Source organism: Terribacillus saccharophilus (assembly GCF_002272075.1).
In the GTDB taxonomy this organism is placed as follows: Bacteria; Bacillota; Bacilli; order Bacillales; family Amphibacillaceae; genus Terribacillus; species Terribacillus saccharophilus_A.
This window is the reverse complement of the sequence record NZ_NPBJ01000004.1, coordinates 266,787-285,399: the sequence shown is the minus strand read 5'-3', so window position 1 is coordinate 285,399 and position 18,613 is coordinate 266,787. Positions and strand designations below refer to the sequence as shown.

At 44.5% G+C, this 18,613-nt stretch carries 22 protein-coding genes, 1 pseudogene and 2 riboswitches; of the genes and pseudogenes, 18 read left to right on the top strand and 5 right to left on the bottom strand.

Annotated features, from left to right (window positions below):
- Window positions 1-5 precede the first annotated feature (5 nt).
- Window positions 6-192: pseudogene (locus CHH48_RS04135) on the top strand (YqzE family protein); the annotation flags it as partial.
- Here the strand turns inward: CHH48_RS04135 and CHH48_RS04130 are convergent.
- A complete protein-coding gene (locus tag CHH48_RS04130; RefSeq protein ID WP_095218038.1) occupies window positions 193-1,032 on the bottom strand; it encodes a YqhG family protein in 840 nt (279 codons plus the stop codon).
- Window positions 1,025-2,680 (bottom strand): DEAD/DEAH box helicase, encoded by a 1,656-nt coding sequence (locus tag CHH48_RS04125; protein ID WP_095218037.1) that lies wholly within the window; start codon window positions 2,678-2,680, stop codon window positions 1,025-1,027. Before CHH48_RS04125 ends, CHH48_RS04130 begins: the two co-directional genes overlap by 8 nt.
- 195 nt (window positions 2,681-2,875) lie before the next feature.
- Window positions 2,876-2,963, top strand: a riboswitch (glycine riboswitch).
- 3 nt (window positions 2,964-2,966) lie between these two features.
- Window positions 2,967-3,054: riboswitch (glycine riboswitch) on the top strand.
- Between the two features lie 66 nt (window positions 3,055-3,120).
- Between CHH48_RS04125 and gcvT the strand changes: the two genes are divergently transcribed.
- Genes gcvT through gcvPB form a run of 3 tightly spaced genes read left to right on the top strand, consistent with a single transcriptional unit; the run spans window position 3,121 to window position 7,041 of the window.
- Window positions 3,121-4,221, top strand: a complete 1,101-nt coding sequence (gene gcvT / locus CHH48_RS04120) for a glycine cleavage system aminomethyltransferase GcvT (RefSeq protein WP_095218036.1) — start codon at window positions 3,121-3,123, stop codon at window positions 4,219-4,221.
- A 14-nt stretch (window positions 4,222-4,235) separates the two neighbouring features.
- On the top strand, window positions 4,236-5,594 hold the full coding sequence (gcvPA, locus tag CHH48_RS04115) for an aminomethyl-transferring glycine dehydrogenase subunit GcvPA (protein WP_095218035.1): 1,359 nt from the start codon (window positions 4,236-4,238) through the stop codon (window positions 5,592-5,594).
- Complete coding sequence (gcvPB, locus tag CHH48_RS04110) at window positions 5,578-7,041, top strand: aminomethyl-transferring glycine dehydrogenase subunit GcvPB (RefSeq protein WP_095218034.1); 1,464 nt, start codon at window positions 5,578-5,580, stop codon at window positions 7,039-7,041. Before gcvPA ends, gcvPB begins: the two co-directional genes overlap by 17 nt.
- A gap of 34 nt (window positions 7,042-7,075) precedes the next feature.
- Here the strand turns inward: gcvPB and CHH48_RS04105 are convergent, their stop codons facing one another.
- Window positions 7,076-7,462, bottom strand: coding sequence for a rhodanese-like domain-containing protein (locus CHH48_RS04105; RefSeq protein WP_038561256.1), 387 nt, complete (start codon window positions 7,460-7,462; stop codon window positions 7,076-7,078).
- A 194-nt stretch (window positions 7,463-7,656) separates the two neighbouring features.
- On the opposite strand from CHH48_RS04105, the gene mntR reads away from it, so the two are divergent.
- Both mntR and CHH48_RS04095 read left to right on the top strand, forming a co-directional pair.
- The gene (mntR, locus tag CHH48_RS04100; RefSeq protein WP_095218033.1) at window positions 7,657-8,076 is read left to right on the top strand and encodes a transcriptional regulator MntR; all 420 of its coding nucleotides are present in this window, start codon (window positions 7,657-7,659) and stop codon (window positions 8,074-8,076) included.
- Window positions 8,077-8,163: 87 nt separating this feature from the next.
- Window positions 8,164-9,051 (top strand): patatin-like phospholipase family protein, encoded by an 888-nt coding sequence (locus tag CHH48_RS04095; RefSeq protein WP_095218032.1) that lies wholly within the window; start codon window positions 8,164-8,166, stop codon window positions 9,049-9,051.
- A gap of 13 nt (window positions 9,052-9,064) precedes the next feature.
- Here the strand turns inward: CHH48_RS04095 and CHH48_RS04090 are convergent, their stop codons facing one another.
- Window positions 9,065-9,487, bottom strand: a complete 423-nt coding sequence (locus CHH48_RS04090; RefSeq protein WP_245840296.1) for an SA1362 family protein — start codon at window positions 9,485-9,487, stop codon at window positions 9,065-9,067.
- 43 nt (window positions 9,488-9,530) lie between these two features.
- Window positions 9,531-10,475 carry a DUF1385 domain-containing protein gene (locus CHH48_RS04085; RefSeq protein WP_095218030.1) on the bottom strand — a complete coding sequence of 315 codons (945 nt, stop codon included), beginning with the start codon at window positions 10,473-10,475 and terminating at the stop codon, window positions 9,531-9,533.
- Window positions 10,476-10,594: 119 nt separating this feature from the next.
- Between CHH48_RS04085 and CHH48_RS04080 the strand changes: the two genes are divergently transcribed.
- The 12 genes from CHH48_RS04080 to CHH48_RS04025 all read left to right on the top strand — a co-directional run bounded on the left by CHH48_RS04080 (window position 10,595) and on the right by CHH48_RS04025 (window position 18,459).
- Complete coding sequence (locus CHH48_RS04080) at window positions 10,595-11,071, top strand: YqhR family membrane protein (RefSeq protein WP_175072965.1); 477 nt, start codon at window positions 10,595-10,597, stop codon at window positions 11,069-11,071.
- Window positions 11,072-11,155: 84 nt separating this feature from the next.
- The gene (aroQ, locus tag CHH48_RS04075; RefSeq protein WP_095218028.1) at window positions 11,156-11,584 is read left to right on the top strand and encodes a type II 3-dehydroquinate dehydratase; all 429 of its coding nucleotides are present in this window, start codon (window positions 11,156-11,158) and stop codon (window positions 11,582-11,584) included.
- An 18-nt stretch (window positions 11,585-11,602) separates the two neighbouring features.
- Window positions 11,603-12,664, top strand: coding sequence for a M24 family metallopeptidase (locus CHH48_RS04070; protein WP_095218027.1), 1,062 nt, complete (start codon window positions 11,603-11,605; stop codon window positions 12,662-12,664).
- Between the two features lie 25 nt (window positions 12,665-12,689).
- Entirely contained in the window at window positions 12,690-13,247 is a 558-nt protein-coding gene (efp, locus tag CHH48_RS04065; RefSeq protein WP_095218026.1) for an elongation factor P, read from the top strand.
- Between the two features lie 120 nt (window positions 13,248-13,367).
- On the top strand, window positions 13,368-14,282 hold the full coding sequence (gene spoIIIAA / locus CHH48_RS04060) for a stage III sporulation protein AA (protein WP_095218025.1): 915 nt from the start codon (window positions 13,368-13,370) through the stop codon (window positions 14,280-14,282).
- Complete coding sequence (spoIIIAB, locus tag CHH48_RS04055; RefSeq protein ID WP_095218024.1) at window positions 14,279-14,791, top strand: stage III sporulation protein SpoIIIAB; 513 nt, start codon at window positions 14,279-14,281, stop codon at window positions 14,789-14,791. Before spoIIIAA ends, spoIIIAB begins: the two co-directional genes overlap by 4 nt.
- A gap of 23 nt (window positions 14,792-14,814) precedes the next feature.
- Window positions 14,815-15,021, top strand: a complete 207-nt coding sequence (gene spoIIIAC, locus CHH48_RS04050) for a stage III sporulation protein AC (protein ID WP_038561221.1) — start codon at window positions 14,815-14,817, stop codon at window positions 15,019-15,021.
- A gap of 4 nt (window positions 15,022-15,025) precedes the next feature.
- Window positions 15,026-15,424 (top strand): stage III sporulation protein AD, encoded by a 399-nt coding sequence (gene spoIIIAD, locus CHH48_RS04045; RefSeq protein WP_245609722.1) that lies wholly within the window; start codon window positions 15,026-15,028, stop codon window positions 15,422-15,424.
- A gap of 13 nt (window positions 15,425-15,437) precedes the next feature.
- The gene (spoIIIAE, locus tag CHH48_RS04040) at window positions 15,438-16,613 is read left to right on the top strand and encodes a stage III sporulation protein AE (protein ID WP_095218023.1); all 1,176 of its coding nucleotides are present in this window, start codon (window positions 15,438-15,440) and stop codon (window positions 16,611-16,613) included.
- Window positions 16,614-16,624: 11 nt separating this feature from the next.
- Window positions 16,625-17,245 (top strand): stage III sporulation protein AF, encoded by a 621-nt coding sequence (gene spoIIIAF / locus CHH48_RS04035; RefSeq protein ID WP_095218022.1) that lies wholly within the window; start codon window positions 16,625-16,627, stop codon window positions 17,243-17,245.
- Complete coding sequence (spoIIIAG, locus tag CHH48_RS04030) at window positions 17,242-17,883, top strand: stage III sporulation protein AG (protein WP_095218021.1); 642 nt, start codon at window positions 17,242-17,244, stop codon at window positions 17,881-17,883. Before spoIIIAF ends, spoIIIAG begins: the two co-directional genes overlap by 4 nt.
- Window positions 17,884-17,895: 12 nt before the next feature.
- Window positions 17,896-18,459 (top strand): SpoIIIAH-like family protein, encoded by a 564-nt coding sequence (locus CHH48_RS04025; protein WP_095218020.1) that lies wholly within the window; start codon window positions 17,896-17,898, stop codon window positions 18,457-18,459.
- The last annotated feature ends 154 nt before the right edge of the window (window positions 18,460-18,613 follow it).

Here is an 18,613-nt window from a genome sequence, read left to right as displayed (position 1 = left end):
AGCACATGTCTTCGAATGATTATTTCCGATTCGTAACCCAGGAGCTGGTGAAAAAGATGGATGCGCCGAAGCAGGAAAAGAAACAGAAGGAAAAAGAAAAACACCAGCTGCACGGAAAGTGGTTTGGTGTTCTGCCATTTGCTTTCAAGCTGTTCTTCCGTAGTCGTAAAAAGTAAGAGGCCTGAACATAATTCAGGCCTCTTTTTTATGGAAAAGTTTCCGTGCAGTCTCTTCAGAGAGATAGAATATGCCGGCATTGATTGTCTCCATTTGAATGGATGGGACTAGTCTTTTATGCACTGCATCCAGCTCGTTCTTGTATAACGCAGCTCTTTCTTCACGGATTTCTTCTTCTAGCTCTTCCTGAGCACTTTGATCGAAAAAATGCGCCAGTAAATCTTCTTCTTGTTTGAGTGTATCTTTTGTCTCCTTCACCCAGCTGTCATCGATAGTATCCAGATAGGTATGCATATAACTGCTTATTCGCTGGTAGCCGCTCTGATATCGGATGATAGGGGAGAGGCAATAGCATTGATCACTGATTTGCTGTTTGAATTCGACCTGAGAGAAGTTCTCCATCCAATCGGTTTCCAGCTGCCCATTTAATAACTGTAATCCGACAGAATGTGTTTCCGTACGCTTGCGTTTTCCGGAAAAATGTACACTCATATTGCGGATGAGCCACGGATACAACGGCGTCCTGGAAGCTGTATCCACCTTTTCATAAAGACGAGCAACTTGAGCGGAGTCACGAATGAGACGGAAAATCTTATGCAGACGAGGGCTGCCGAAATGAATATGTTCTGCTTTTTCGGCTGTCTCGTTTGGATCAGTTAGGAGGGTTAGTTCCATAGGATCGCCTTCTTGACCAAGTCTTTTCTTATATCGCCAATAAAACGGGCGATTCATCAATTCTTCATCCAGTTCTGGAGTCAGCAGGAAATGGAGCAGCCCTTCTTTTTCCTCTATCAGCTGACAGCCATTTGTTAGGAAAAATTTCTTCAGAAACTGATGGAGTGTGTGTCTATCCATGTAATTTATCCCTTTCCAGCTGTTCGCCTGTCTCGGTAATAACCGCAGTCAAATTATCCAGCTTCACTTTTATTTCTCCTTCGGAACGAGAGTCGGCAAAAATTCGCTTGATCTCTTTTTCTACATCAGAAACTTGCAGTTCGGCAAGGATATGATCAAGGTTACCGATTACCCGCTCGAATAGGTTAATTTTCTTATAAAGCAATTCCAATATGTGCGCTTCAAGTGTGTTGCGTACGGCAAAGTTATAGATTTGTACATCCTTTTTCTGACCAAAACGATGAATCCGGCCAATGCGCTGCTCCAGCCGCATGGGATTCCACGGCAAATCATAATTGATCATATTGCTGCAAAATTGGAGGTTGATACCCTCACCGCCGGCTTCGGTCGCAATCAGAACTTGTGCATGTTTTTCAAACAGCTCGCGCATCCAATCCTTTTTACCAGCCTTAAAGCCGCCTCGGAAAGGAACGGAGGATATATCATGCTGCTTCAGTGTCCATTGCAAGTAAAATTGCGTTGCTCGATATTCTGTGAAAATAATGAACTTTTCTCCAGGCGGGGCAGCTTTGATCAGCTCTACCACTTTCAGTGCCTTGCTATGCTGTGGCAGCTTTTCGATTTCTTTCATCACAGGCAAATAAGCATTACCTGTTTCCGGATTTTCCTCCACCATTTTTTTCATAGACAAGTATGCTGCTTCCCTGGAGCTGCAGAGTTCGCGGAGTAGGGTTATTTTTGCGAAAGTCGCAGCGGCGCTGGTGGAATCTTGCATATTCTCATACACTAGCCGCTCTTGTTCGGTAAAATCAATCCAAATAGTTTCCACTTTTCGCTTTGTCCATTGCAGTCCTGTTTCTCCCCGCCGGTTACGTACCATCACTTTCCGGATAAGTTCCTTTAAGTAATGATGCTCTTCTGCATCTCTTCGGTCATCTCCATATGTATCTTTGAATTGCTTATAGCTGCCAAGGTAGCCAGGCTTAAGCAAGGATACGAGATTATAAATATCACTCAGTTTGTTTTGGACAGGGGTTGCAGTCAGCAGCAGACAATATTTCTTCTTAAGTGATTGGATAAAAGCATAATTTTTTGTCTGGCTGTTTTTCAGTTTATGAGCCTCATCAATTAGCACGAAATCATAGTCCTGCTCTAGGATGATTTCCCTGTGAGGGGAGCGTTTTGCCAAGTCAATAGAGGAGACAATTACATCATAATGCTCCCATACATATTGTTTTCGCTGGGAGGCAGCAGGTATATGGAATTTAGAGTTCAATTCGTTTACCCATTGGTTGACAAGAGACGCCGGCACAAGCAGCAATACCTTTTTCACCAAGCCGCGAATCATCAATTCTTTCAATACGAGACCTGCTTCGATAGTCTTCCCAAGACCAACTTCATCTGCCAAGATGGCGCGTCCGTTCATTTCTTCCACAACTCGTCGACTTGCTTCCAGCTGATGAGGATGGAAGGTCATATGTGGCAAATACCCGGGTGCAACCAACCCGGTAAACGTATCAATATTCGTTTCTTTTGCAGCTGTATATGCCATTTGGAAATGCTCCCATGAGGCTGTTTCTCCTTCTTGCTGCAAAACATCATCCATCATGTCGATGAAAGGTTTATCATCTTTTATATGCACCTGCATAGTGATTTCATCTCCTTATTCTTCGGAGTTTCATTTAAAAAGCCGAAAAAGATAGACACATCCTAAAAATGTTATGTTATAATGAGGCTGAAACCAGACATTATTAATATTTTTTATTAGAATGTTTGGATTTTGCTTTTTTATAGGTTGATTGTCTGTTAGTATGCCCGCGTTTTCCAATTTCATAAACCGCGAGTGAATGTTGGAGGAGAGACCGCTATATGCGGCGCCGAAGGAGCAAATATTGAGTGAATCTCTCAGGCAAAAGAACTCCAACAGGACGCAACTCTGGAGAGTGCTTCCTTAGTAGAAGCCACCCAAGAAGCAACTATGGTCCAAAGGACGATAAGAAACTTTCTGGTAAATGGACAGAGCCCCTCAAAGCTTTTTCGAGGTGGCTCTGTTTTTTGTTGCGAGGTACATAAGAGAGGAGCAAGATGATGAGTGAGTTGAGAAGAACCCCGCTTTATCCTGCTTATCAGGCTAACAGCAAGACGATCGATTTCGGCGGATGGGAACTGCCAGTCCATTTCAGCAGCATCCAGGAAGAGCATCATGCAGTGCGGCAAGCAGCTGGCTTGTTCGATGTTTCCCATATGGGTGAGATTTTAGTTGAAGGACCAGCGAGCAAAGACTTCCTGCAATTTGTCCTGACGAATGACATTGACTTGCTCGTTCCGAACAAAGCGCAGTACAGTGTGATGTGTTATGAAGATGGCGGAACAGTAGACGATTTAATCGTTTATATGCTGGAAGAGAACCGTTATTTATTGGTGGTGAATGCCAGCAATACAGATAAGGATTTCGAATGGCTGCTTTCTCATAAAAGAGAAGATGTCAACATCGAGAATAAATCTGCATCGTACATGCAGGTTGCCTTGCAAGGACCTCATGCGGAGCAAATTCTGCAGCAGCTGACAGATGAAAAATTGTCGGAAATTTCATTTTTCCGATTCGCTTATCCAGTGAAGCTGGAAGATGTGGAAGGAGATTTTCTTATCTCACGCACAGGCTACACAGGTGAAGATGGCTTTGAAATCTATGGACCGGCCGCAAGCGGGCAAGCTGTATGGGAGCTGTTGCTCGAAAAAGGCAAGCAATTCAATCTTCAGCCTGTTGGGTTGGGTGCAAGAGACACATTACGCTTTGAGGCGAATCTCCCGCTGTATGGAAATGAATTGTCGAAGGATATTACTCCGATCGAGGCTGGTATTGGATTTGCAGTGAAGACGAACAAATCTGCCGACTTCATCGGTAAAGAAACCTTAAAGAAGCAAAAAGAGAACGGAACGAAGCGGAAGCTCGTCGGCATTGAAATGCTGGAAAAAGGTATACCGCGCCATGGATATCCGATCTTCAGCGGCGGCGAACAAATTGGTGAGGTAACGACAGGAACGAAGTCACCGACGCTGGATAGCTATATTGGTCTTGCGCTCGTACATGCGAATGCTGCCGAAGAAGGCAATATTGTGGACGTGCAGATCCGAAAGAAACAGTTGCAGGCCAAGATTGTCGCAACACCATTCTATAAACGGAAATAGAAGGAGGATACAGCATGGATTTCAGGTACTTACCGATGACTGAGCAAGACAAAGAAGAAATGCTTCAAACGATAGGTGTGAAAGACACGGAGGAACTTTTCTCTGATATTCCGGAGGAAGTTCGCTTAAAGGGACCGCTTCAGATCAAAGAGCCGAAAAGTGAAGGTGAACTGAAAGCGGAACTTGCAGCTTTGGCAAGTCGGAATGTGACGATGAAGACACATGCTTCCTTCCTTGGAGCGGGTGTATACGATCATTACATCCCTTCGATCGTGGATCATGTAATCTCCAGATCTGAATTCTATACAGCTTACACGCCGTATCAACCAGAAATTTCTCAAGGCGAGCTGCAGGCAATCTTTGAGTTTCAAACGATGATTGCCGAGCTGACAGGAATGGATGTAGCAAATAGTTCCATGTATGATGGCGGAACTGCACTTGCAGAGGCAGCGACACTAAGTGCTGGTCAAACGAGGAAGAAGAAAATTGTTGTATCAGAAGCCGTTCATCCTGAATCACGTCAGGTGATCGATTCATACGGAAGAGGACAGCATTTGGAAATTGTAACTGTTCCGCATAAGGATGGTTTGACAGATTTACAAGCACTGGAAGAAGCAGTAGACGCCGATACGGCAAGTGTTATTGTGCAATATCCAAACTTCTTCGGACAGGTCGAACCGTTAGCCGATATTCGTAACATCATTGATGCACAGCCGAAAGCGATGATGGTTGTCTCCAGTAATCCATTGGCTCTAGGATTCTTGACACCACCAGGCAGCTTTGGAGCAGATATTGTCGTTGGTGATACGCAAGTATTCGGTATCCCGGCACAGTTTGGCGGACCACATTGCGGCTATTTCGCAAGCTCAGCAAAATTGATGCGCAAACTGCCGGGAAGACTTGTCGGTCAGACGAAAGATGAAGAAGGCAGACGTGGCTTTGTTCTCACACTTCAAGCTCGCGAACAGCATATCCGCCGAGATAAGGCAACATCGAATATTTGTTCCAATCAGGCGTTGAACGCATTGGCTTCCTCGGTGGCGATGAGTGCACTGGGGAAGAAAGGTGTAGCAGAAATGGCTCACTTGAATATTCAAAAAGCGCATTATATGAAAAAGCAGCTTGAAGCACACGGGCTGCAAGTCATCTTCCAAGGCTCCTTCTTTAATGAGTTGGTAATCAAAGTAGAAGACGATGCAGATGCACTGAATGATCATCTGGTTACACAAGGGTTTATCGGGGGGTATCACTTGGGACGGACGGATGATCGTTTGAAGAACCACATACTTGTTGCTGTGACGGAGCAGCGCACAAAAGAACAGATTGATACATTCGTAAGAGAGGTGGCGGCAGTCCATGCAAAACAATACTGATTTCCCATTGTTATTCGAACAAACGAAACCAGGCAGGACAGGTTACAGCTTGCCGCCGCTGGATGTTCCAGAAACGGATCTTTCAGAAGTTTTTGAATCAGCTTATATCCGCAGTGAGCCTGCAGAACTTCCGGAGCTGAGCGAGCTGCAAATCATTAGGCATTATACAGCTCTATCAAGAAGAAATTACGGCGTCGATTCAGGGTTCTATCCACTCGGCTCTTGTACGATGAAGTATAATCCGAAAATCAATGAAGATGTTATCCGAATGGAAGGATTCAGCCATGTGCATCCATATCAGGATACGAAAACGGCCCAAGGTGCACTAGAGCTTATGTTCGATCTTCAGGAGCAACTGAAGGAAATTACCGGTATGCACGAGGTTTCCTTGCAGCCTGCAGCAGGAGCTCATGGTGAATGGACTGGACTTATGATGATCCGTGCTCTACATGAGAAAAATGGAGAGATGCAGCGTACGAAGGTTATCGTGCCGGATTCAGCACATGGTACGAATCCAGCTTCAGCGACGGTTGCTGGATTCGAATCTGTAACAGTGAAATCCAATGAAGAAGGACTAGTAGACTTGGATGATTTGCGTCGAGTTGTTGGAGAAGATACGGCAGCATTGATGCTTACGAATCCGAATACACTCGGTCTGTTCGAAAAGGATATTTTGGAGATGGCTAAGATTGTCCATGAAGCAGGCGGCAAATTATATTATGATGGTGCGAATCTGAATGCCATCATGGGTTATACAAGACCTGGAGATATGGGCTTTGATGTGGTGCACTTGAACTTGCATAAAACGTTCACTGGTCCGCATGGCGGCGGAGGACCAGGATCTGGCCCTGTCGGTGTTTCGGAGGAGCTTGCAGCATTCCTGCCGAAGCCTGTCGTACGCAGACAAGGAGATGAAATCATCCTTGACGAAAACCGTCCAGACTCAATTGGTCGCGTGAAACCTTATTACGGAAACTTCGGTATCAATGTTCGTGCATATACGTATATCCGTACAATGGGACCAGAAGGGCTTAAACGCGTAAGTGAATATGCTGTCCTGAATGCAAATTACATGATGCGTCGCTTGAGTGAAGCATTTGATCTGCCATACACACAGCATTGCAAGCATGAATTCGTTCTTTCCGGACGCAGACAGAAAAAGCTTGGTGTCCGTACGCTTGATATCGCGAAACGATTGCTTGATTTCGGGTACCATCCACCGACCATCTACTTCCCGCTTAATGTGGAAGAGGCACTGATGATTGAGCCCACCGAAACAGAGGCAAAAGAAACATTGGATAGTTTCATTGATACGATGCTGGAAATTGCAGCGGATGCTGAAAGTCATCCTGAAATCGTGCAGGAAGCACCCCATACGACCGTAGTGAGCAGAATGGATGAAACGACTGCCGCCAGAAAACCGATTCTTCGCTATATATCAGAATAAAAAAAGAGCTTTGCACATCATGTGCAAAGCTCTTTTATTCGCCTTTTCGTTTGATCTTACCGCTCCAGGCTTTGAAACCGCCTTTAAGCTGATTAAGATCCTGATAGCCTTTTTTATGCAGCATTGCTGCAGTACGAACAGTACGTGTACCGTTTTGATCATACATATAAACGGGCTTGTCCTTGCGGATTTCAGCCAAACGGTAGCGAAGCTGGGTTAACGGGATATTTCGTGCACCTAGAATGTGTCCGCCATCGAATTCCTTCGGTTCACGAACATCAATCAGCTGTGCTTTACGGTATCCAGCTTTGAATTCTTCCTCTGTAAGAGTTTTCAGGTGTTTCTTCTGAATGAAATAGCGGATTACACTATATGCGATGAATACAATCAGTGCAATTCCGATAACTAATACTGCTTCCATGTCATTTCCCCCATCTGCTGATACTCCAACTTACATTATAGCAAGCAAGCGCTTATTTTCAAAGATTTTTTAATAGCCGTTCATATAAGTGTAACACTTTTTACCTGCTTCAACTTTGTTGGCTTGTTTGTCCGCTCGAAAAGGTGTATCATATAAAGATGTAGAAGTTGCAGTGGATTGAATGGAGGAATTTTATGCCTACACCGAGCATGGAAGATTATATTGAACAAATTTACATATTAATGGAACAAAAGGGATATGCCCGTGTGTCTGATATAGCAGAGAACCTGCAGGTACATCCGTCTTCTGTTACAAAAATGGTGCAGAAGCTGGACAAAGATGAATATCTGAAATATGAAAAGTACCGTGGCTTGATTCTTACTGATAAAGGAGAGCAGGTCGGCAAACGGCTTGTCTATCGGCATAAACTTTTGGAAGACTTCCTGCGGATTATCGGTGTCGAGGAAGAGAATATCTATCAGGATGTAGAAGGAATTGAGCATCATATGAGCTGGAATTCCATCGAGCGGATCGGCAATCTTGTTCAGTACTTCCAGGAAGATAATGAACGAAAAGAAGCGCTAATCAAAATACAGCAAAAACAGAAGTCTTAACTCAAACCATCCATTTGGATGGTTTTTTTGTTCTAAAGGAGCACTTTCCTGATTAGGTATAATAAAAAGTCATCATGGAGTGTGCTTATGAAAATAGACGGCGTTTTCTCAGGTGGGGGGGTGAAGGCTTTCGCCTTCATCGGTGCTATTCAGGCTGTGGAGAAGGAGAAGTATGAGTTTGAAAATGTAGCGGGCACCTCTGCTGGTGCTATTGTCGCCGGTTTGCTGGCAGCGGGATATAGCGGAAAAGAAATGGAGGCATTATTACAGGAAACAGATATCAGTAAATTCACTGATCCTATTAAGCTTACGAGGTATATTCCTTTTGCCAACTGGCTGACGCTTTATTTCAAGATGGGGCTGTACAAGGGGAATGCGTTGGAACGCTGGCTTTATGAAGCATTGGCAAAAAAGCAGGTATATACCTTTCAAGATTTGAAGCCAAGAACATTGAAAGTGATTGCCGCAGATGTAACCTTGGGACGCTTAATCGTTTTTCCGGATGATTTAGCTGAGACATATGGTATCGATGGTGGAAGTTTCCCAGTAGCACGGGCCATCAGGATGAGCGCAGGTATTCCGTACATATTCATGCCGGCTAAGCTGCTATACAGCAACCGAAAAAGAAGTCTGCTGCTGGATGGCGGATTGTTAAGTAACTTCCCAATCTGGACGCTGGATGGAGATGAACGTCTATTAAGACGCCCGATCTTAGGTATGAAGCTAAGTGAAGCAGTACAAAAAATTCCGGTTCAAAAAGTCCACCAATCTTTTGATTTGTTTTATGCGCTTTTTAAAACGATGAAGGTAGCACATGATATGCGCCACATAAATCAGGAAACAGCAAGGGATATCATCTTTATTCCGGTAGAGGACATCGGAATGGCCGATTTCAATATATCGGCTATAGAAAAGGAGAAACTGATAACAGGGGGCCGAGAGAAGGCAGAGCACTTCCTAAAACGCTGGCCATAAAAAAAGTCGGGCATCAGATGCTCGACTTTTTCCGTTTCTGTTTATTGCCTTCAATGACACGAAGCTGTGGACCGCCAGACCGATCTTTAACCGTTCGTTTTTTTCTAGCAACGGAAGCTTTCTTAATGCTAGCAGCTTGTTTCGCTGGTTTGTTGACAGGGCGGGCTTTGGGCTGTTTGTATTTCTGTTTGGATTGCTTTACAGCTTTCTTATATTTCTGCATATCGCTGCTGCTGCCGCTCCCAGCTGAAGCATTACGGCCACGCATGCGTGTAAGTATAAAATAAAGCAATGCACCGAAAAGAACGGCACCTCCGATCCAAACAAGCACATTTTGGAAGAATGCTCCTGGATTTGTCACGAGCTGCATGCTGACACCGATAACAGCAAGGCCAATCAAAACAAAGACGATGATGGAAGACCCAGATCTACGCAACCCATTTTCCTCCTTTCCATGCCTTGATGGTGACATGGTTTCTTTATCTTACTATCTTTATACCACTATTCACCTGTACAGAATCATTTTCTAGCACTTTTTTGAAAGAAGCCAGTGCAACTTCCACTTGATCATCCTTGGGCTCTTTTGTTGTAACTAGCTGGAGCCAAAGACCTGGATAGCCGAGGAAGCGAAGAACAGGGATATCACGAACCTTGTTCGTCAGCTGAAGTACCTCAAAAGAAAGCCCGATGACAATCGGCAGGAGCAGGATACGGTTTACCATACGCCACCATAGCGGATCTGTTGCAACGAACATATACACGATCACGCCGACTATGACAGTAAACAGCATAAAGCTCGATCCGCATCGATAATGAAGACGAGATTGTTTCTGGACATTCTCTACCGTAAGCGGCAGGCCGTTTTCGTAACAGTTGATGACCTTATGTTCAGCACCGTGATATTGGAATACCCGCTTGATCAATGGTGTAAGGGAAACAAGATAAACATATGCGAGAAGCAAAATAAGCTTCAGGAAACCTTCCAGTGCAACCTGTTCGAATCTGGAAGGAAGCCACTTGTCGAAGAAATCGGCGACAAGTGCAGGAGTTAGTGTAAAAATCAATTTTCCGAAAATGAAGGATAGTACTCCAACAGCACCGATACCGATAATCATCGCCAGCTTTGATTTCTTCTCTTCTGGAACAATCTGAGCATCGTCCTCCGGATTGACCCCATAACGTTCTGAGGAAAAATTTAGATGCTTTGTACCATTAGCGCTGGCGTGTATAATCGCTGCGATCCCTCGCAGTATAGGTATCTTTTTCAGCTTGGATAGTTTCGGATTGTCTTGGCGTTCGACGGTTAAGTAGTCAATGCTCTCGTCATTTCTGCGAACGGCTGTAACGAAGCTGTTTTTTCCCGCAAACATGACACCTTCAATGACGGCTTGCCCGCCATAGGTATTGGTTTGTTTATCTGACATTATTTCACCAGCCTCGTTTCGATTTCCTTCTATTTTACTAAAAAAATACAGATAACACTAGATGGGATCTGTGATTAAAATCGTATAATCAAGGCATGCTACGTATTGAGGTGAGTTTTATGCAGCAAAATCGGAAAACTGCATCACGTTTTAATAGAAGTGCCGTTGTGACCGGATTCGTCGGCGGCGTGCTTTGGTCAGCTCTCGCATGGGTAGCGTACTTCTTTCATTTCACCGATTTGTCTGTGGCGGATTTCGTCCTCCGTTCCTGGGTTTGGATGCCTTGGGCACAGACATGGGTGGCAGAGCTAATTAGCATATTCCTAGTCGGGATTCTATCCATTTTAATCGCTTACCTGTATTTCCTATTCTTGAAGAAACAGCAAGGCATGCTGCCCAGCCTGATCTTCGGTGCTGTGCTCTGGGTCCTTGTCCAATTAGTGCTGGCCCCGGTTATCCATGGAGTAGATAGTGCTTTCCAAGCAGATCGGAATGCAAATATCACGACAATGTGCTTGTATTTGCTTTATGCTGTATTTATCGGATACAGCATAAACTTTGAATACCAACAAAGCGAAGCATACCAGGATAATTAAGCATTTCGAATTTTCAATCACAAAGGCTTCGTCTTATGTTACACTATGTGAAAGTTAAAATAATGTAACCAAAGGATGAAGAACGTGAATCGCTTAATGTTGATCAATGGACCAAATTTAAACTTGCTCGGAACGAGAGAGCCCGGTATTTACGGAAGTCATACGCTGGCCGATGTGGTAGCTGAAGTTAAGAAAGTGACAGATAGCTTCGGATATGAACTGGATGACTTTCAGTCAAATCATGAAGGTGCAATGGTGGATAAGATACAAGAGGCTGGCCGTACATGCAGCGGTATCATCCTGAATGCTGCCGCTTATACGCATACTAGCATCGCAATCAGGGATGCAATTGCCAGTGTCCCGATTCCGGTTCTGGAAGTACATATATCCAATATCCATACCCGGGAGGAATTTCGTCATCATTCGATGCTGGCATCCGTATGTAAGGGGCAGGTCGTTGGTCTGGGGATTAAAGGCTACCGATATGCAGCTTTAGCACTGCTGGAGAAATAAAGGGAGAGGAAGAAACAGATGGAGAAAATAGAGAAATTACGTGCTTTAATGGAAAAGAAAAAATTGGACGCATTCATCGTAACGAGTGCTCAGAATCGCCGATACATATCAGGTTTTACAGGAAGTGCTGGATTGCTTATCATTACTAAATCTAAGCAGTTATTCATTACTGATTTCCGTTATATAGAGCAAGCAACAGAACAAGCACCTGATTTTGAAATCATCGAGCACAAACAGTCCATCATCCAGGAAGCGGCTGCACAGCTTCTTAAAGAAGGTGCTCAGCAAGCTGGATTCGAGCATGAGGATGTTACTTTCGCACTGTACCAACAGTTCCAGAATGCTGTACACGCAGACCTTATCCCAGCATCGGGCCTGATTGAGGAGCTGCGTCTGATTAAATCAGAGGCGGAGCTTGCTATCATGAAGACCGCTGCCGAGATTGCTGATGCAGCATACACACATATCCTTACTTTCGTGAAGCCAGGCATGAAGGAAATCGAAGTATCCAATGAGCTTGAGTTCTTTATGCGCAAGCAGGGTGCGACACAGTCTAGCTTCGATACCATCGTCGCTTCTGGTTACCGTTCCGCATTACCGCACGGTGTAGCTTCTGATAAGGAGATTCAGAAGGGTGAATTGGTCACACTTGATTATGGTGCCCTTTACAATGGATATTGCTCGGATATCACCCGAACTTTCGCAGTAGGGGAGATAAGTGACAAATTACGTGAGATTTATGATATAGTACTAGAGGCGAATCTTCGAGGAGTAGCAGGCGTCAAACCGGGTATTACTGGTAAGGAAGCCGATGCACTGACACGAGACTATATCAATGAAAAAGGCTATGGCCAATACTTCGGACATTCTACCGGACATGGTCTTGGTATGGATGTACACGAATCACCGGCTCTATCCTTCCGCTCCGATACGGTATTGAAGCCGGGAATGGTTGTTACAGTAGAGCCGGGGATCTACATACCGGAAGTAGGCGGATGCCGAATTGAGGATGATCTTGTGCTGACAGCTGATGGCAGTGAACGCCTGACGTTCTCCACTAAAGATTTAATTACTTTGTAACAGCCGTTTTCGAAGGAGGAAAACAATGATTTCAGTAAACGATTTTCGTACGGGCCTAACAATTGAAGTAGATAATGGCCTTTGGCAGGTTATCGATTTCCAGCACGTAAAACCTGGTAAAGGTGCGGCATTCGTACGTTCTAAGCTGCGTAATTTACGTAACGGTAACATCCAGGAAAAAACATTCCGTGCCGGTGAGAAAGTTTCTCGTGCACATATTGAACATAAAAAGATGCAATATCTTTATGCTTCAGGTGAAACACATACGTTTATGGACACAGACACATACGATCAACTAGAGCTTCAGACAGCACAGATCGAATATGAACTGAAATTCCTAAAAGAAAACATGGAAATCAGCGTTATGACTTTCGGGGGCGAGACACTCGGTGTGGATCTTCCGAATAACGTAGAATTGAAAGTAGTAGAAACAGAGCCAGGCATCAAAGGTGACACTGCTAGCGGCGGTACGAAACCTGCTATCGTTGAAACTGGCTTGAGTGTGCAAGTACCATTCTTCATTAATGAAGGTGATGTATTGCTTATAAACACTTCTGACGGGAAATACGTTTCCCGCGCATAAGCTATCTAAAGAGCCTCTTCCCCATATGGGAAGAGGCTCTTTTTTTGTGCATAAACAAACCCGAGGCACATACATTACAGTATGGACAACATGTCCAATCGAAGTTAGAGGTGAGCAAGAATGAAGGAAATCCAGAAATTGTTTCGACCGCCTTTACAAGCACTATTGTCAGAAAAAGTAGGAGGACGATGGGATAAGCTGCAGGAAATTCGCTGTCGGACGAACCAGCAACTTGAGCTCTGCTTCGATGACAGAACCGAATGGATAGAAGCATCGCTAATGGAGGCTGCGGATGCTCGGTTTATGCTGAATCAATTGAGTGATTTTTCTTTATATGCACTTGAAAATGAATTACGAGAAGGCTATATCACCATTGCAGGAGGCCATCGAGTCGGTTTGAGCGGACAAGTTAATACAGAGGGCGGTGTCGTCAAGGCTCTCAAGCATATATCCTCCTTCAATATAAGAATTGCGAAGGCCAGACCAGGAGCAGCGAGTAGAATTATGTCTTCCTTGTACAAGCCTGACGGCACTTGTCACCACACGCTTATCATAGGACCGCCGAAGTCCGGTAAAACGACCATTCTTCGGGATATTGTTCGTTCTCTATCCACAGGCTGGCAGCAATATAAAGCGATGAAGACAGCAGTCGTTGACGAACGCTCTGAAATTGGAGGCAGCATCAATGGCATTCCGCAACATGATCTTGGAAAAAGGACAGATATCATGGATGCCTGTCCAAAAGCAGAAGGATTGATGATGCTGATTCGATCGATGTCTCCTGATGTGATAGTGGCTGACGAGATTGGAAGCGAACGTGATGTCCAGGCGCTGTTGGAAGCCTTGCATGCAGGTGTAAAGATCGTTTGCAGTGTTCATGGAGACAGCTTAGATTCCATTCGTCATCGTCCTTCCTTAAGGCCCCTATTTGAACAAGAAGTGTTTGAACGTATCGTCATTTTGAAGAAGGGGATGTCCCCTGGCGTAGTACAAGCAGTGTTGGAAACAGCCAGCCCAGCAGGTGCAAACGCATGAAGTGGGTAGGAGCGATACTTGTGCTTATCGCCGCAACTTGGGTAGGTTTCGATTTATCCCGCAGACTGCAGCAACGCCCGAAGCAAATCCGGCAGCTGATCAGCAGTCTGCAAGTGATGGAGGCAGAAATCCTTTATAGTCAGACAAGCATTATTGAAACAAGCGATAATCTGGCCAAGCAAATTCCACAGCCGGCAGCTGCCTTTTTTCGATCTCTATCAGATAAGCTGCTGCTGCACCCGGTGGATTTGTATGACTGCTGGGAAGAGACGACAGAATCTTGGATAGGCACAACAGCGCTAAAACCTTCTGAGAAGGATGTTTGGCTGCAATTCGGCCGTACTCTTGGTCAGCATGATTTTGAACAGCAGCAAAAGCATATCCAGCTGGCCAGAACCCACCTGGAACGGGAGCTGGAGGAATCAGAAGAAGCCAACCAGCGCTATGGGAAAATGATCCGAAACCTCGGATTCCTGACAGGTTTGCTTATCGTACTACTGCTTATCTGAACGAGGTAGGAAAGGAGTCCGCTATGCTCGGAGAAGCAATGATTCTATTTCAAATCGCAGGTATCGGGATGATTGTTGCAATCATTCATACTGTATTGAAGCAAATGGGTAAGGAAGAGATTGCACAATTTACAACACTGATGGGATTCATACTCGTACTGCTCATCGTCTTGGGCAAATTATCGGAATTGTTCCAGCAGATCAAGTCGGTGTTCTTATTCCAGGGATGAGGCGATTAAGATGGATATTATTATAATCGTATCCATTGGCATTGTAGCAAGTTTGCTTGCCTTGATTGTAAAAGAACAAAATTCATCCATTGCATTTTTCGTAGTAGTAGTGACAGGTATCATTATTTTCCTGTTCATCTTGCAAAAGATTACAGGCATCCTGCTTTTGATTGAGCAGCTGGGTGAACGGGCAAATGTAGAAGGTCTTTATATCAAGACGATTTTGAAAATCATCGGCATTGCTTATATCACGGAATTTGGTGCGCATTTAACACGAGACGCCGGATTGTCAGCAATTGCTGCAAAAATAGAGCTTGCCGGAAAGATCATTATCATAACGGTGGCCATACCGATTCTGACAGCGGTCATCGAGACAATCATGAGTTTCATGCCGGGCGGATAAGGAGCTGGATACGTTGAAACGCTGCTTGGTAATTCTTTTTGCTTTGTTTGGTGTACTTGCGGTTCCATCAGCTGCTTATGGTGAGACAGATCCAGTGGAAGAACAGGAAGTTGCGGTCACAGCATTCGATAGCCTTCCGACAGAAGAACTCACTGAGTATTGGGAGCTTTTATCTGATAAGTACGGCCAATTTATCCCGGAACTGGAGAAAGGCTCTTTTGTTGATTTTATCAAACAGCAAGGAGACATTTCCATCCAATCGTGGCTGAAAGGGCTTTTTGAATATCTGCTGTATGAGCTGCTTTTAAATGGAAAGCTGCTTGGTATTTTGATTCTTTTAACGCTTTTCAGCAGCATCCTCCAAACGATCCAAACCGCATTCAATAAAGGCTCAATCAGCAAAGTTGCTTATCTGATCGTATGTATGGTTCTTCTGACACTTCTTTTGAATAGTTTCCGTTTGTCAGTGAATTATGCAATGGAAGCTATCAATGGTATGAGTGATTTTATGCTGGCTTTGATTCCGCTGTTGCTCGGATTGATGGCTTCATTTGGAAGTTTGTCTGCTGTTGCTTTCTTTCATCCGATAATCGTTTTCCTTATCCATGCCAGCGGTCTATTGATCGCTAAGATAATTATCCCGTTATTCCTCATGAGCGCTCTCTTGCATCTAGTCAGTACAATCAACAAAGAATACCCGGTTACCCAGCTTGCTGATTTATTGAAAAATATAGGGCTATGGCTGTTAGGAATTTTCTTTTCTGTCTTTCTTGGTGTCATCTCCGTCCAGGGCGCCGTTACAGCTGTCCAGGATGGTGTAGCGATGAAGACAGCCAAATTCGTTACAGGAAACTTCATACCCGTCATTGGCCGGATGTTCACCGATGCCACTGATACTGTACTTAGTGCTTCGCTTCTTCTGAAGAATGCAATCGGAATTGTCGGGGTACTGATCGTCTTAGCAATCTCCTTATTCCCTGCAATAAAGATTCTTGCCATCGCACTGATCTACAAAATTGCCGCAGCCTTGCTGCAGCCGCTAGGTGATGGTCCGATCATCAAATCGATGCAAGTGATGAGTAAATATATCCTTTATATTTTTGCTTGTTTGCTCGTTGTTGCGTTCATGTTCTTCATAGCTATTGTGATCATTGTCGCTTCGAGCAACGTTACATTAATGCTGAGATAGGAGCTGATCACTTGGAAGCTTTGCAATCATGGGTGATGCAGATCATTCTGTTCATCTTACTCGCTTTTGTACTCGATATGGTTTTGCCTGACACCGATATCCGCAAATACGTCAAGCTGGTCATGGGGCTTATGCTGCTTTTGTTGTTCCTTAAGCCTGTATTCGCATTATTCCAGGTCGATTCAACGAGAGCAGTGCAAGAAGCAATGGAAGGCTTTGCTGCCCTTACAGATGCGCCTTCGATAGAAAATTCAATAGAAGAGAAGAAAAGTGAAATAGATTCCATACAGCGCGCATATATTGAGGAACAGATGGCTGTCCAATTGAAGGACCAAGCAAATCCAACGCTGCAAGAGAAATTTCACATGCAGATTACTGACATCGCAGTGGCCTTTAAGGAGGGAGAGGATGAGGAAACGACCGAAGCAATCGATTCCATCCAAGTTAAGGTGCAGAGTACCGACCAGGAATTACCGGAAGGAGAAATCAGCGACGTCGTCATCGACAGTTCCCGTCCAATCGCAGCAAATGAACAGACCGAGGATATGGAGAGAGTGAAATCCTATCTGGCCGAAATCTGGGAGCTTGAGGATCTGCCGCTTGAGGTCACCCAAAAAGGGGGGACAGAATGAAAAAATTACTAGACAAGCTTACCGAACAGTGGAAGCTGAAAGATTCTCAGAATAAGAAACCGACAAAGCTTGGTTATTTGGTCATTGTCGGACTGCTTGGTGCCTTACTTTTACTTGTCAGCGGCTTATTCACGGAACAGAAAGAGCCGGATAGACAAAGCACCCAGCAGACTCAAAATTCAACAGCAGCAGAAACAGAAGAGACTTTCGCCAAGAAAGAAAACGACGCTTCTTCTTCCACTACAGACTTGGAAGCAGCATATGAGCAAGACCTGGTTGGCCTTCTGGAAAAAATCAAAGGTGTTTCCGAGGTGGAAGTAATGGTCAATCTGAACAGCACCCACCAGAAAATCTATGAAAAGAATCTGATCATCGGCCAGCAAACATCTGAAGAAACCGACCAAAACGGCGGCGAACGGGTAGTGGAAGATGAAAATGAGGAACAGCAGGTAGTGCTTGTCAGACAAGGAGATCAAGAAGTACCGCTGCTGGTCGAAACAAGAAAGCCAGAAGTGAGAGGGGTGCTTGTTGTTGCAAAAGGAGCAGAACAAGCGACAGTTCAGGAATGGGTTGTACAGGCAGTTTCACGCGTGCTAGATGTACCGACACATCGAATTTCGGTTATGCCGAAAAATTAAGGGGGAATTATGATGTTGAAAAAACAAACAGTATGGCTATTGACGATGCTGAGCTTGCTAATCGTATTGAGTGTCTATTATATGACCTCTCCGAACGGAGACGAACTGGCTTTTATAAATGACAAAGCGGATGAAAATGGGACAAGCACAACTGCTGGTGACTCCGGAGAAACTGAGTCTAAAGAAGAAGGAGAAGCAGATGTAACGACTGAACCAGCTAATGTCGATGAACTATTTGCCAGCATTCGGATGCAAACGATGGATCAACGAAGTGAAGCAAAAACCAGACTTGAAGAAATCGTTGCCAACTCCTCTACAAGCACAGAAGAAAAGAATGATGCAGTCAGCCAAATCGAACTAATGGAGCAATTCGCGTCAAAAGAGTCCATCCTGGAAGAATCAATCATCGCAGAGAAGAACTATGAGGAAGTGCTTGTCCGAGCAGAAGATGGACATGTGCAGATTACCGTTAAAGCGGATAAAATGACAGCTCAAGAAGCTAACAGCATTATGCAGATGGCTGCAGATGAATTCACCGGTGCCAACGTGGATGTAAAATATATTCCACAGAAATAAGAAGTGAGAGGCTGGGACAAAAGTGTTTTGGCTAAACAAAAATCCGAACGATGCAAATTCCTTAGTGAATTTGCTTAGGTTCGGATTTTTGTATTTTAATTAATACGAATCCTGCTCCGACAGAATACTTCGCTTTCGGTAAGCACGGACTCGT

Bases quoted from the DNA above. Each gene is read 5' to 3' on its own strand.
- CHH48_RS04085 (WP_095218030.1), bottom strand. From the start codon at position 10,475: ATGTCAGATAAACAAACCAATACCTATGGCGGGCAAGCCGTCATTGAA.
- gcvPB (WP_095218034.1), top strand. From the start codon at position 5,578: ATGCAAAACAATACTGATTTCCCATTGTTATTCGAACAAACGAAACCA.
- CHH48_RS04025 (WP_095218020.1), top strand. From the start codon at position 17,896: ATGTTGAAAAAACAAACAGTATGGCTATTGACGATGCTGAGCTTGCTA.
- mntR (WP_095218033.1), top strand. From the start codon at position 7,657: ATGCCTACACCGAGCATGGAAGATTATATTGAACAAATTTACATATTA.
- CHH48_RS04095 (WP_095218032.1), top strand. From the start codon at position 8,164: ATGAAAATAGACGGCGTTTTCTCAGGTGGGGGGGTGAAGGCTTTCGCC.
- CHH48_RS04080 (WP_175072965.1), top strand. From the start codon at position 10,595: ATGCAGCAAAATCGGAAAACTGCATCACGTTTTAATAGAAGTGCCGTT.
- gcvPA (WP_095218035.1), top strand. From the start codon at position 4,236: ATGGATTTCAGGTACTTACCGATGACTGAGCAAGACAAAGAAGAAATG.
- spoIIIAC (WP_038561221.1), top strand. From the start codon at position 14,815: ATGCTCGGAGAAGCAATGATTCTATTTCAAATCGCAGGTATCGGGATG.
- spoIIIAA (WP_095218025.1), top strand. From the start codon at position 13,368: ATGAAGGAAATCCAGAAATTGTTTCGACCGCCTTTACAAGCACTATTG.
- CHH48_RS04070 (WP_095218027.1), top strand. From the start codon at position 11,603: ATGGAGAAAATAGAGAAATTACGTGCTTTAATGGAAAAGAAAAAATTG.
- efp (WP_095218026.1), top strand. From the start codon at position 12,690: ATGATTTCAGTAAACGATTTTCGTACGGGCCTAACAATTGAAGTAGAT.
- CHH48_RS04125 (WP_095218037.1), bottom strand. From the start codon at position 2,680: ATGCAGGTGCATATAAAAGATGATAAACCTTTCATCGACATGATGGAT.
- gcvT (WP_095218036.1), top strand. From the start codon at position 3,121: ATGAGTGAGTTGAGAAGAACCCCGCTTTATCCTGCTTATCAGGCTAAC.
- spoIIIAB (WP_095218024.1), top strand. From the start codon at position 14,279: ATGAAGTGGGTAGGAGCGATACTTGTGCTTATCGCCGCAACTTGGGTA.
- CHH48_RS04130 (WP_095218038.1), bottom strand. From the start codon at position 1,032: ATGGATAGACACACACTCCATCAGTTTCTGAAGAAATTTTTCCTAACA.
- spoIIIAG (WP_095218021.1), top strand. From the start codon at position 17,242: ATGAAAAAATTACTAGACAAGCTTACCGAACAGTGGAAGCTGAAAGAT.
- CHH48_RS04105 (WP_038561256.1), bottom strand. From the start codon at position 7,462: ATGGAAGCAGTATTAGTTATCGGAATTGCACTGATTGTATTCATCGCA.